Genomic DNA, 12,783 nt, shown 5'->3' on the forward strand with positions numbered 1-12,783 from the left:
CTACGCGCATTCACGTCAAAGGCCTCGCCAAGATCTTCACTCTGCACACTCAGGGCGGAACCATCCTCCCTGTCTTCGACAATATCGAGCTCACCGTGAAAGCCGGCGAATGCGTTTGTCTGCACGGACCGTCTGGATCGGGAAAATCAACATTGCTGCGCTCGCTTTATGCCAACTACAAACCGAGTGCAGGCAGGATTCTGGTCGAGCACATGGGCGAGACCGTCGACCTGCTGTCCGCCGAGCCTTGGGAAGTGGTCGAAATCCGTCGCGGGACGATAGGCTATGTCAGTCAATTCCTGCGCGTCATTCCGCGCGTCGCCACCCTTGACGTCGTTGCCGAGCCGGCCATCGCCAATGGCATGCCGGCCGGGGAAGCGAAGGCCCTCGCCATAACCCTGCTGACCCGGCTTCGCATTCCCGAGCGTCTTTGGTCGTTGGCGCCGGCCACCTTTTCCGGTGGCGAGCAGCAGCGCGTCAATATCGCCCGCAGCTTCGTCGTCACCTATCCGATCCTGCTTCTCGACGAACCGACCGCCTCGCTCGACGCCGCCAACCGAGCCACGGTTGTCGACCTGATCAACGAGGCCAAATTTCGCGGTGCAGCGATTGTCGGCATCTTTCATGACGCAGAGGTACGCGAAGCCGTTGCGGATAGGCTCTTCGAGGTCGGAAGTCGTTTTGGAGCCGAAGCTGGGGCACCTGCTGCGGTAGCGGAGACATGTGGATGATCGGGATAGCGCACCGGTAACCAAGCGCTTCACCAAGCTGGATGGCGGGAAGACATCCAATGTGCGCATCAGCACGAAACGCGATCACACACCTAGGTAACGCGACGGCTGTAGCTGTACTTGGCCTTCGTTCACAACGAATTCAATTTAACGCTTGGTGAGATACCATGACTCATGAAGTTTCATTCACGAACGCAAATGTTGTTCTGCCCAACGAGATCGTATCCGGCGGGGTGTGCCTGAAGGAAGGAATGATATCCGACATCTCGGCCGGTTCGGTTTCCGCACCTAGCGCAATTGATCTACAGGGTGACTATTTGTTGCCGGGCATTGTTGATCTCCACACCGATAATCTGGAGAAACATGTTTCACCTCGCCCCGGCGTCCGGTGGGATGTAAAGCTTGCCCTCATGGCTCACGATGCTTTGGTCGTCGCGGGAGGTGTGACGACTGTTTTCGATGCGTTATGTGTCGGCTCAACCATCCGAAAACCCGAACGGAACAAGTATCTCGAGCCGAATATTGCGGGCATCAAAAGCGCGAAGGAGCGACAGCTCCTCAGAGCGGACCACTTCCTGCATTTGCGCTGTGAAATAACAGACAAGGGTGTTCTTCCGCTCTTCTCCCAATTTGTCGATGACCCGCTGGTAAAGCTGATATCGATCATGGACCATGCTCCGGGCCACAGGCAGGCGGCCGATTTGAAGAAGTTCCGCGAAGAACAATACGCGGACTATGGTCTGTCGTCTGAGAACCTTGAGCAACAAATTGATGAATGGCGAGCGGCATCTGAAGAACTCGGGCCGAAGCATCGAACCCATATCGCAGAGAGTGCATCTGCGCGATCGATCGCATGCGCCAGTCACGACGACGAAACCGATGCGCACATAGAAGAGGCGATAGACCTCGGAATTTCCATTTCCGAATTCCCGACGACCATGACTGCGGCCAAGGCAGCGAGAAAGGCGGGCCTGTCGATATTGATGGGTGGCCCAAACGTCGTGAGAGGCGGATCCCATTCCGGGAACATCGCAGCAGGGGAACTGGCCCGGGAAGGACTGCTGGATATTCTGGCATCGGACTATATCCCAAGCAGCCTCCTCCAAGCCGCATTCCTACTGACCGCGGAACACATCGGGCTCAACCTGCCGACTGCGGTGCGAATCATCTCTGCTAATCCGGCCGCAGCGCTTGGTATGAACGATCGCGGCGCAGTGGAAGTCGGCCGCCGAGGCGATCTGGTCCGTGTGACTGTTAGTGAAGGCACGCCTGTCGTGCGCGAGGTTTGGTCTGAGGGACGAAAAGTCTTCTAGCACAATACGATCGGAAGTTTGGCGGCGTCAGGCTTGGAAGGTTCCTGCAGCGCTAGCGAAATTGTGGCTTCCGCTTCAAATGAAACAGCGGGAACTACCCTGAACGGAACCTTAAGAGTTAAACCCCAGCTAGGTGAGAAAATATGCAACGCGCAAAAGTCTTTATGGTGATGATCGACGGTGTGAGCGCCGACTATTTCGCCAATCATCGCAACAGATATCCGAACTTGTCAGCGCTCGCTGAGAACGGATTCCTTGTAAAGAGGATGCGCTCGCCGTTTCCGGCAACGTCGATGCCCGGGCGTGCTTCGATCCTTACAGGCGACAGCACAGTGCGCCACGGCATCTATGGCAACCGAATTCTTGTAAACGGCGAGTTCGTACCGCCGCAAGCCGAGGACGTTAAGACTCGGACGATCGCGCTGCGCGCACACGAGGCAGGCCTCGACGTCGCCTGTATCGGCCATGCTCTCGTAGACCCAGAGCATACATCGGTCTATGTACCCCCTTGCTGGCTCCGAAGCTGCGGCTTCATGAAGCAAGGTGACCAGGGTGCGCGTCTACTCAACGTGAAGGATCCGCAGTCTCGCCTGGCAGGCGTTCCACTCGGATTGGAGGCGACTGCCGCGAGTAAGCCAGACGACGTTTCTAGGATAACAAATTTCCTGTGGGGCGATCAGTCGATGATTGCTGCCGCGACCGCACTTGCGTGCTCCAGCGACGCGCCCGATCTGATTCTGACCGAGGTGAATCTGACGGACACGTATCAACATGAATTCGGCTATGAGAGCCGGGAGGCGCATTTCTCGGTAGCTTTCGCAGATCTGCTCGTCGGTCAAATCACTTCGCAGCTAGCGCGTGCAGGCCGATTGTCCGAATATGCCATCGCAATCACGAGCGATCATGGCCATGGTCCCGTGCACACGGCAATCTATCCCGATCGCGTCATCCCAGACGCGGCATGGGCGACTGAAGGCGCGGTCCTCCATGTTCAGGTGTCAAGCAAAGCCGATGTGCAGTCGGTTACAGCGCGGTTGTCGGAATTTGGCGTCGAGCCCTGTGATTCGATCCATGTCTCTGAAGATGATCGGACAAACATTTGCACGTTTACTGCTCCTCCTGGTCACGATTTTGAGGCGGTGCCATCGAGCACGCCATCTGACCAGTTCCTCGGCAAGTCGAAGCATCTCTCCACGCACGGTTTTTGGGCGGGAGCGCCATTCGACGATCGGATTTGCATATTTTCCGGGAAGCATGTCCCGCAGGGCTCATGCGAGATCGCCGATGAGACGCAATTCGCATCAACCATCGGCGAATTGCTGAAACTCCCGAAGGATTTTTCGGCCGCCTCCCTCTTCGAAGCCCAATAGAGCTTTCCTGGAGTATCTGCGCCAGGTGCATCGCTTTCGACTGCGTAGCAGGCGGCGCAATGGGCGATGGACGGTGCCCGACGTTTTGTTCGGGCCGAACTGATCAGTATAGGGAAGACCTCGAGCCTACAATTTGAAACGACGAACACAATGCGCAATGATGTAGGAAAACAACAGGGTGGACCGACGGGCGCTGCTGACACTCGCGGCGGCGCCATCGTCGGATTCTTCCATGACGAGGAAGTTGAAGAAGCCGTTGCCGATAGGCTGTTCGAGATCGGCAATCATTCGACCGCAATGGCTGTGCCGGCGGTTGCCGCTGCGGAGACGTGCGCCTGATGCCCGAGCCATGCAGTCCTCGCTACGCCATCTATTACACACCGGCTCGGGAACATCCGCTCACCGTAGCGGCGAGTTCATGGCTTGGTCGTGATGCCTTCCGGGCTGATGCTGCCGACGATGCTCGACCGGAGGCGGACGCCCTTCTGACCTCGGAGCCGCGCCGATATGGTTTTCATGCCACGCTCAAGGCACCGTTCCGGCTGAGAGAAGGCACCTCGGTCGAGGACCTGGAAGAGGCGCTCAGTAGGTTTGCCGCATCAGGGTACCCTTGTCCGATTGGGGCTTTGAAAATCGATCTTCTCGGTGGCTTCTTTGCGCTCGTTCCCGTCAGTCCCATCCCGGCCTTGCGCGGTTTTGCTGCGCAGATCGTTGATGAATTTGATTGCTTCCGGGCACCGATGAACACGTCGGAACTTCAACGGCGGCTGCTAAGTCCGCTCGATGACATCGAGACCGCCCATCTTGTGCAATGGGGTTACCCCTATGTGCTCGATCGTTTCCGGTTTCATATCACGCTGACCGACCGCATTCCCGAAGAGGATCGAGCACAAACGAGAAAGCGTCTGGAAGCGCTCTTTGAGGATTATCTTTCCGAGGATTATCGTATCGATGCCCTGTCACTATTCGTGCAGGAGCGCGACGGGGGCGATTTCGTTGTCCGCTCGCAGTTCACAGTGAACGGCGGTGCGGCGCTCAAAGCGGCGGTCTGGGCTCGATGATGTCGCTGCAGGGGAGGTTGATCCTTGTCGTCGGACCAAGCGGCGTTGGCAAGGACACGCTGATCGATTACGCGCGAAGCCGGCTTCGATCGGATCTGCGCGTTCATTTCGTACGCCGTGTCATCAGCCGGCAGATCGCGGTGGGAGAGAACCATGAACCTGTCGACAATGACGAATTCCAGCGGCGGGTCCTCGAAGGCGCCTTCGCGCTGCATTGGCAGGCAAACGGCCTATCCTATGGGATACCCTCGGATATCGACGAGTGGCTGAAGCGTGGCGATGTCGTCGTCGTCAACGGCTCCCGGGGCATTCTGTCCGAAGCGCGAGCGCGCTACCCGCAACTGCTCGTGGTGAACGTCACCGCGCCAATGGACGTATTGGCGAAGCGCCTGGTCGAACGGGGACGCGAAAATCTGATGAGCATCAAACAGCGTCTGATCCGAAACGAGCAGCAAAGCGTCCAAGGTGGCGATGTGCTGCATATCGACAATTCCGGATCGCCCGAAGACGGTGGCGAAGCGCTGACCCGCATTCTTCTTTCGATCCAAAATAGTGCAAAAGCTTGCGGCGCAAAATGCTAATCTCCTCGGAGAGCATCTGGTGGCATATGCCAGCCGCGCCTTGCCCGGAGTGTTACGAACCCTGCTAGCCTCGACGGGATCGCAGATCGTATCATCAGGGCCGTTAAATCACGTCCTCTATACTGCCGTTTCCGACGAAGCCGCCCCTTTGGTCCTATATGATTGCGCGCCGGATTCGAAGATGATCTCGCCTCCTGAGGCCGAGCCTGTGCTGGCGGCGATTATTGTCATTTCGGGCCAAGGCGGCCTGGAAACACCTCGCCGGGCACGCATCGGCGATCACGGTTGCCCACGTTGATGGGCAGTGGCGGTAGCATGAACTCGGCGAGTATGTCACGGAACAATTCATAAGAGTCCCGGTCAGCCAAATCAGCGATATCACCGCTGATCACCAGCGCTACTGCATCGAAATGATGGGCAACAATGTCCAAGGGGCATGCCCTGAGGGGTGTCTCTGAATCCAGACCTTTAAGCAGAGCCCCCTTCGGAACCAGATGTGGTCGGTCAATTGCAGGATCTTCTTATCAGCCCCTCATCGCCGGATTGAAAGGGCCGAAATCCATGACAAGCGCTGAATAAGGCGCCCATGCCAGGTTCTTGCGCTTGGCGTAGAACGCGCCGTTGTTGTGCAGGATAATGAACGGGACATCCTCTGCGATCAGTTCGAGCGAACGGTGCTGCAGGATCTTGCGTTCGGCAGCATCGGAACTCTGCCGGAATGCATTGCCAATCGATTGGTATTCCTCAGACTTCCAGACACCAAGCTTGTAAGTGCCGCCCCCCGGTCCATACTGGCGCCACACCATCGACGTCGGATCCGGCCACGCGGGAAGTAGGGAATTGTCATAGATACATCCAGGCGGCGTGATCTCGATCTGGCCCGAATTTTCGACGGGTTGTAGCACGACGTTGAGACCAACGGCTTTCCACATACTGACCAGAACCTGCGCCGTCAGTGCCTGATTGGGATACCAGTTGTTGATAAGCTTGTAGGTGATCGGTTCGCCACCATAGCCGGCTTCCGCTATAAGGGTTTTTGCCTGTTCGGGATCGTAGGCTGGTGCGGGCCTGCTGGCGTCATAGACGTCCCCGAAAATTGCATACTGTGCGCCGTTTGGAATTGTGGTGCGACCGGCCCAGAGCTGGTCGATAATCTGCTGACGGTCGATTGCAAGACTCATTGACTTGCGAATCCGAGCATCCGACAGGATCGGCGCGGTGGTATCGATTATGATGACGCGAAGATTGCTGATCGACCCGCCCACCAGTTCGAGGTCGGATGAGGGCTCGATGCCGCCAAACTGGTCAGGAAGAACATCCGAGATTATGTCATAGTCTCCAGCCAGCAAACCATTGACGCGTGAAGCGCTTTCAGGAACCACGCGAAACTCGATGCGCGCGAACGGGGGCAGGCCTCCCCAGTATTCGTCGTGGGATTCGAGAGCGAGACCAACGTCCTTCTTGTTGGACGCAATCCTGTACGCGCCAGCTCCGATGGGCGCGGCGAACCAATTGTCCCAGCTGCCTGCCTCGTTGAAGGCGGCACGACTGACGATCTGGGCGCTCCAAGCAGCTAGCTTTTTCTCGGTCGCCGGGTCAGGAATCCTTGTGGTAACGCGCACGGTGAGAGGATCGACCGCTTCGACTTTCGCGATGTTGTTCTGGTACTGCCCTGCAATGGTTCTGCCGGCCCCATTTGGACCGAGCTTGCGCTCATCGCTGAGCGAGAACACCACATCGTCGGAGGTCATGAGCGAACCATCGTGGAATTTGACGCGCGGGCGGAGCTTGAACTCCACTGTCGCGGCATCGATCCGCTCCCAGCTTTCAGCAAGAGCTGGATAGAGCGCGAGGTTGTCATTGTAATCCATGCGCAGCAACGCATCATAGGCATTGTAGAGCATGCGCAACGCGGGCGTATTGTTGAGCATCACCGGATCGGCATAGTCGGGCTGCGTCGGCACGGCAATGACGATCCTGGGGCGTTGCGTTTGCGCGAACGCCGTGCGTGGCAAGGCCGCCAGGGCGGCGCCAGCGGCCGCCGATTTGATCAGGGTTCTGCGGTTGATGATAGGCACGATAGTCTCCTTGGACTAGGAAAGGGGAAGGAATTATCGCAGTTCGATGTCGAGGCGATCGCGCAGCCAGTCGCCGACAAGGGAAACTGAGAGCGCCATCAGCGAAATCACCAGCGACGGGGCAACCAGAATCCAAGGGGCGCGGGTCAGATAGTCGCGGCCATAGCCGACCATGGCGCCAAGCGAGGTCGCCGGCGGCTGTACGCCGAGGCCAAGAAAGCTGAGACCGCTCTCAACCAGAATGATCTCCGGAAAGGAGATCGTCATCGAGACGATCAGGCTGGCCGCCACATTGGGCAGGATATGCCGCCAGTAGACGCGCAGCGGATGGGCCCCGAGCTGTCGGACGGCGCCGGCATAACCCTGCGCATTAGCGCTGATGGCAAGCCCCCGAGCGATGCGGGCATAACGCTCCCAACCATGCAGAGCCAGCAAGCAGATGAAAATCTGCAATGCATTGCCGACAAAGGCCAAGACGGCGAGTGCCAAGATCAAAAACGGCATGGTCGCCTGGAAATCGGCCAGCGCCAGTATGGCGTGTTCGACCCAGCCTCGGAAATGCGCGGCAAGGAATCCAAGCGCTGTTCCCAATGCGGCGCCCAACAATGTCGCCCCCATCGCGATCGACACGCTCATGCGGATGGACAGGATCAGGCGCGAGAGCATGTCTCGGCCCAATTCGTCGGTGCCCAGCGGATGGGCGAATAGCCCGCCGAACCCGACCGGAGGCGCCAGCCGGGCCCGAAGGTCGATCGCCACCGGATCGTAGGGCGTCAGGAAGTCGGCAAGCAGCGCTGTTCCGACCAACTGGATGAGGAAGATGATGGCTAGCCGCACCAACAGCGGCGTTGTCGCGCGCTTCGACCGCGCGGAAGCCTTGGCTTTCCGCTCGGCTTCGAGGCGTCGCAGCATCAGGAACCCCTCCGGCCACGAGTCCGCGGATCGAGGCGGCCATAGACCAGATCGACGACGAGGTTGGAGGTCACCATGGTGATCGCGACGAGAAACAGCACGCATTGGACCACCGACAGGTCGCGGCTGACGACCGAAGCCACGAGCAGCCGCCCAACCCCCGGCCAGGAAAAGACGTTTTCGACCAATACGGCGCCGGCGATCAGCTGCCCAACCATGAAGCCAACTATGGTAACCGTCGGGATGGCCGCATTGGGCAGAGCATGCCCGAACGCCACTAGGCGCCACGGCACGCCTTTGGCGCTCGCCGTGCGGATATAGGGCTGGTTCAGCACTTCCAGCATGGCGCTGCGGGTATATCGCGCCAGCACGGCAGCGCCGCCGGCCGCAAGCGTGATCACCGGCAGAATGGCATGGGTCCAGCCATGCGCTCCCCCGGACGGCAACCAGCCGAGCCATACGGCGAAGACCAGCACGAGCAGCAAACCGAGAATGAAGGACGGCACGGTGAAGCCCGCAACCGCAGCCAGCATCACGCCCCGGTCGAGCAAGCTATTGCGATGCAACGCGGCATAGATGCCGGCCGGAATGCCAATCAGCACATCCAGCAACAGGGCGGGAATGGTGATCATCAGCGTGATCGGAATACGCTCGACCACCACGGTTAGGGCATCTCGACCGTCGCGCATCGACTGGCCGAGATTGCCGGTCAGAATCATCCGGAGATAGTCGATGAACTGCACCCAAATCGGCTGGTCGAGACCCCAGGCCTTGCGGAAGGCCTCGAGCGCTTCCGGCGGCGCTTCGTTGGAAAGGATTTCGAGCGCCGGATCGCCCGAGAGGCGGAGGACCACGAAAGCGAAGCTGACGACGAGAAGGATGGTGACCAGCCCCCTCGCAACTCGCACCAAAACGAAGCGACTCATCAGGGCACCCACGCCGTCTTGGCAGCTGTCGCATCGTGGTGAACCAGATGGCAGGCCGCTTTCTTGGTTCCGTCGCCGACCGCTTTGAGAACGGGGCGCACCTGCTTGCAGGCGGCGACCGCCATGGCGCAGCGTGGATGAAAATCGCAGCCCGTCGGCCGGTCCGCCGGATCGGGTGGGTCGCCGGCCAGGGCAATGCGCGGGCGGCTGGATTTCCTGATATCGGGAACGGCCGAAACCAGCGCCTGGGTGTAAGGGTGCTGTGGATCTTGCAATACCTCGGCGGTCTGCCCCTCCTCAACGATCCGGCCCAGATACATGACTGCAACCCGGGTGCTGACCTGACGGACGGCGCGCAGATCGTGGCTGATAAAGACCATGGCAAGTCCGAGCTGCTGCTGGATATCGGTGAATAGGTTGGTCACCTGAGCCTGGATCGACACGTCCAGCGCCGAGATCGGCTCGTCGCAGACCAGAAGGTCGGGACGGGTGGCGAGTGCCCGCGCCAACACCACGCGCTGGCGCTGGCCACCAGACAACTCATGGGGGAAACGATCGCCGTAATCCAGCGATAGGCCGACTAGGCCGAGCAATGTGGCAACCCACGCCGGACGTCCGACGGGATCGCCGATGCCGTGAATTTGGAAAGGCTCGCCAACCTGCTTGGCAATAGTCAGCCGCCGGTCGAGCGCATTGAGCGGATCCTGGTAGACGAGCTGCATCCGTGCCCGTAATTGTCGCCAAGCGGCGCTGTTGCTGGGCGGTAGTGCCTTGTTTTCGAATATCACCGAACCCGAATCGGGCGTTTCGATGCCAAGCAGCAGGCGGCCGGTCGTCGATTTGCCGCAGCCCGATTCGCCGACAAGACCCAACGTTTCTCCACGTGCGACGGCGAGGGAAAGATCGTCGACGGCGACGAGCAACCTGCGGCGGCCGAACAAACCGGAACACACTTCATAGTGTTTTGTGAGGTTTCGGGCGACGAGCAGATTCGGTGTCATGCCGCGCCCTCGAGTATGGACTCGTGCAACTGCATGCATGCCGCTCGATGTCCGCCGCGCGGTGGCAGGAGCACGGGATCGCTCCCACACTTTTCGACGCGTATCGGGCAACGCGGCGCAAAAGCACAACCCGCGTGACGCGTTGTTGCCGCGGGCACCGCGCCGGGAATTGCGGATAGGCGCTTCGGTGGACCCTCAAGGCTCGGAATGGCATCCAGCAGGCCCCGGGTATAGGGATGGAGCGGGGCGGCGAACAGGTCAGTCACCGGCGCCTCTTCCACGATACGGCCGGCATACATCACATAGGTGCGGCTGCAGACTTCCGCGATGACGCCTAGATCATGCGAGATCAGCACCAGCGCCATGCCGGTATCGCGCTGGATGGAGCGTAGCAGATCGAGGATTTGCGCTTGGATGGTGACATCGAGGGCCGTGGTCGGCTCGTCAGCCACCAAAAGGTCGGGCTGGCCGGCAAGCGCCACAGCGATCATCACCCGCTGGTTTTGCCCGCCCGACAATTCGTGGGGATAAGCATCGAGCCGGCGCCCCGCGTCGGGAATGCCGACTTGCTCGAACAATCGCCGGGCTTCAGCCCGGGCGGCTCGACCGTCTATGCCTCGGTGTAGGCGCAGCACCTCGGTCACCTGACCCCCGACCGTATGGACCGGGTTGAGCGCGCTCGTGGCATCCTGGAAGATCATAGCGATACGCTTGCCTCGAATGGCCGTGAGCCGCGCCGCCGAGGCGTGAAGGATATCCTGGCCCTCGAGTATCACCCGGCCCGAAACTGTCGCCGCCTGCGGCAGTAGGCCGACCGCTCCCAGCCAAGTGACGGATTTGCCGGACCCGCTCTCCCCGATCATGCCGACAGTTTCGCCGGCGTGGACGGCGATATCGACCCCACGCAGGGCTTGGGCATCACCGAAGCCGACCGAAAGTTGCTCGATCCTGATGAGTTCCTGCATGCCACATCCCACCGGTCAACGGAGGCGCTGTCGCCGCTGGATTGCGGAACACCTTGTCATTCACAGACGAAGAATTGTGCCAACACTTCGACATCGTCCGCGCGATTATTGTCGGTCCGTGACGCGTTTACTGATGACCGGGAGCAATATGCGTGCCAAAGGAAAAAGTCGTTTAATTATAAGGCAATCAATTGAACCGGCTATGTCGCATCTCCAACATCGTCGGACATCGGCCAATGCCAGGCGACATGCCGCGGGGCGTCAAATTTGCCTCTTCCTCAATCTTTGTGGCTACAACTGCTTGATGGGTAACATGCGTGCTCTGAAAGGCGTTCTGGCCTTACCGGAGCCTCTGCTTTTGCCATACTGGGTTGGCTGAAATGAAGAGCATGGATTCGGCCGTGGCGACCAAGTCCGCAAGTTCCTTGATGCTGCGCTGGAGAATACAGGTTTGACATCGCAGGAGTGTCTCATGGCCGACCTCAAGAAACCCGCAGCCGCGCTTGCGTCAGCCGCGCCGTGGTCCAGTCGCCCTTGCCGAGAGCGGCTAGGCGCGGCCTCTTTCTGCAAGAACGTCTTCGACGCCGCCGCTATCGCAGGCATTCCCGAGCCGACAAAGCAGGATGCTGCACGCGACTTCCTCGTGCTCCCGCAGGAACGGCTCGCACACTACCGTAAAGCGCGCCTCAAATTCGTCGCCGGTACACTGCGCGCGAAACGCGCCACGATGGTGTTCGACACATACGCCCGGTGATGACGGCCGCGCTCGAGAAAATCTACAAGGACGTTGAGACCGTGCTCGCCAGTTACCACCGCCCAACAGATCGATCTTCAGGAGACAGATAGGACAGCGGGGCGATGCGGCGACAAACTTGTGCAGCCCCTGTTCCAGTTCCTCGACGGAGGTGCCCTCCCGCAATCGAAACGGCGCTTTCAGGGTTGCGTGCAAGCCGTATCGGCGGGGCTCATCGGTCCTGGTTGGATCCACCGCCTCCAATGGAAACTCCGGGCGCAAATAGCTCACGCCCAAGCCAGGCCTTCGCCGCTACGGTTAGCGGATGTTCCGGACCGGAAGTATAATAGATCGCATAGCGAGATGAACCGGTGGCGGACTTCATGCGTACGCCTCCGCGACCGAGACCGCAACCGGCACTTTGGCGTTTGACGGTTTGCCAATTTCGAAGAGCCGGTTTGCGACGACCTCTCGCACTTCTTTGTCATGGAAGATGCCAACGATGGCGGCGCCGCGCGCCTTGGCCTCGTTGATAAGCTCGACCACGGTCTGCCGGTTAGCGGCATCCAGAGAGGCGGTCGGCTCGTCGAGCAGCAGGACCGGGTAGGCGACGATGAAGCCTCGCGCGATGTTCACCCGCTGCTGCTCGCCGCCGGAGAAGGTGGCCGGCGCGAGTGACCACAGCCTTTCAGGAATACGCAAACGAGAAAGCAAAATGCGGGCGGCGGCGTGAGCTTCCTCGGAGGGAACGCCGTTGACGACTGCCGGCTCGGCGACGATGTCGAGCGTCATCACGCGTGGAATCACACGCAGGAATTGGCTGACATAACCGATCGTGCGGCGCCTGATCTCAACCACCTCCCATGGTTCGGCCGCGAGCAAATCGACAGTCTCGCCCATGTGCTCGACCAGAATCTTGCCGGCATCCGGTTTGTAGTTGGCATAAAGCGAGCGCAGCAATGTTGACTTTCCCGATCCGGACGGTCCGTGCAGACAAACGCATTCGCCGGCTTTCACGGTGAGCTCGATATTGTCGAAGACAGGGAGAATGGTTCCGCCCTGAGTGTGCAGAGTGAAGATCTTGGCGAGGCCTTTGACGTGAATGCGCGTAG

At 59.6% G+C, this 12,783-nt stretch carries 14 protein-coding genes; 7 read left to right on the forward strand and 7 right to left on the reverse strand.

Annotated elements, in window-relative coordinates; all coding sequences use genetic code 11:
• Window positions 1-8: 8 nt before the first annotated feature.
• From phnL (BQ8482_RS21630) to phnN, 6 genes are all read left to right on the forward strand, one after another.
• Window positions 9-731 (forward strand): phosphonate C-P lyase system protein PhnL, encoded by a 723-nt coding sequence (gene phnL, locus BQ8482_RS21630; RefSeq protein ID WP_123149455.1) that lies wholly within the window; start codon window positions 9-11, stop codon window positions 729-731.
• A gap of 167 nt (window positions 732-898) precedes the next feature.
• Window positions 899-2,044 (forward strand): alpha-D-ribose 1-methylphosphonate 5-triphosphate diphosphatase, encoded by a 1,146-nt coding sequence (locus BQ8482_RS21635; protein ID WP_123149456.1) that lies wholly within the window; start codon window positions 899-901, stop codon window positions 2,042-2,044.
• Window positions 2,045-2,187: 143 nt separating this feature from the next.
• Window positions 2,188-3,414: an alkaline phosphatase family protein gene (locus BQ8482_RS21640; protein WP_123149457.1), complete on the forward strand. Its 1,227-nt coding sequence runs from the start codon at window positions 2,188-2,190 to the stop codon at window positions 3,412-3,414.
• Window positions 3,415-3,480: 66 nt separating this feature from the next.
• Entirely contained in the window at window positions 3,481-3,753 is a 273-nt protein-coding gene (locus BQ8482_RS39435) for a hypothetical protein (protein ID WP_244602919.1), read from the forward strand.
• Complete coding sequence (locus BQ8482_RS21650; protein ID WP_123149458.1) at window positions 3,753-4,475, forward strand: DUF1045 domain-containing protein; 723 nt, start codon at window positions 3,753-3,755, stop codon at window positions 4,473-4,475. Before BQ8482_RS39435 ends, BQ8482_RS21650 begins: the two co-directional genes overlap by 1 nt.
• Window positions 4,472-5,056 carry a phosphonate metabolism protein/1,5-bisphosphokinase (PRPP-forming) PhnN gene (phnN, locus tag BQ8482_RS21655; RefSeq protein ID WP_244602920.1) on the forward strand — a complete coding sequence of 195 codons (585 nt, stop codon included), beginning with the start codon at window positions 4,472-4,474 and terminating at the stop codon, window positions 5,054-5,056. Before BQ8482_RS21650 ends, phnN begins: the two co-directional genes overlap by 4 nt.
• Before the next feature lie 227 nt (window positions 5,057-5,283).
• On the opposite strand, the gene BQ8482_RS21660 is transcribed toward phnN, so the two are convergent.
• From BQ8482_RS21660 to BQ8482_RS21685, 6 genes are all read right to left on the reverse strand, one after another.
• Window positions 5,284-5,487: a metallophosphoesterase family protein gene (locus BQ8482_RS21660; protein ID WP_123149459.1), complete on the reverse strand. Its 204-nt coding sequence runs from the start codon at window positions 5,485-5,487 to the stop codon at window positions 5,284-5,286.
• A 93-nt stretch (window positions 5,488-5,580) separates the two neighbouring features.
• A complete protein-coding gene (locus BQ8482_RS21665; RefSeq protein ID WP_123149460.1) occupies window positions 5,581-7,134 on the reverse strand; it encodes an ABC transporter substrate-binding protein in 1,554 nt (517 codons plus the stop codon).
• A gap of 33 nt (window positions 7,135-7,167) precedes the next feature.
• Entirely contained in the window at window positions 7,168-8,046 is an 879-nt protein-coding gene (locus tag BQ8482_RS21670; RefSeq protein ID WP_123149461.1) for an ABC transporter permease, read from the reverse strand.
• Window positions 8,046-8,972, reverse strand: coding sequence for an ABC transporter permease (locus BQ8482_RS21675; RefSeq protein WP_123149491.1), 927 nt, complete (start codon window positions 8,970-8,972; stop codon window positions 8,046-8,048). Before BQ8482_RS21675 ends, BQ8482_RS21670 begins: the two co-directional genes overlap by 1 nt.
• Entirely contained in the window at window positions 8,972-9,973 is a 1,002-nt protein-coding gene (locus BQ8482_RS21680; RefSeq protein WP_123149462.1) for an ABC transporter ATP-binding protein, read from the reverse strand. Before BQ8482_RS21680 ends, BQ8482_RS21675 begins: the two co-directional genes overlap by 1 nt.
• Window positions 9,970-10,938 carry an ABC transporter ATP-binding protein gene (locus BQ8482_RS21685; protein ID WP_123149463.1) on the reverse strand — a complete coding sequence of 323 codons (969 nt, stop codon included), beginning with the start codon at window positions 10,936-10,938 and terminating at the stop codon, window positions 9,970-9,972. Before BQ8482_RS21685 ends, BQ8482_RS21680 begins: the two co-directional genes overlap by 4 nt.
• 472 nt (window positions 10,939-11,410) lie before the next feature.
• Between BQ8482_RS21685 and BQ8482_RS38695 the strand changes: the two genes are divergently transcribed.
• Window positions 11,411-11,692, forward strand: a complete 282-nt coding sequence (locus tag BQ8482_RS38695; protein WP_208867798.1) for a hypothetical protein — start codon at window positions 11,411-11,413, stop codon at window positions 11,690-11,692.
• A gap of 360 nt (window positions 11,693-12,052) precedes the next feature.
• Here the strand turns inward: BQ8482_RS38695 and phnL (BQ8482_RS21695) are convergent, their stop codons facing one another.
• Window positions 12,053-12,775, reverse strand: coding sequence for a phosphonate C-P lyase system protein PhnL (gene phnL, locus BQ8482_RS21695; RefSeq protein WP_123149464.1), 723 nt, complete (start codon window positions 12,773-12,775; stop codon window positions 12,053-12,055).
• Window positions 12,776-12,783: the final 8 nt, after the last annotated feature.

It is taken from the genome of Mesorhizobium delmotii, assembly GCF_900149755.1.
GTDB classification, from domain to species: Bacteria; Pseudomonadota; Alphaproteobacteria; order Rhizobiales; family Rhizobiaceae; genus Mesorhizobium; species Mesorhizobium delmotii.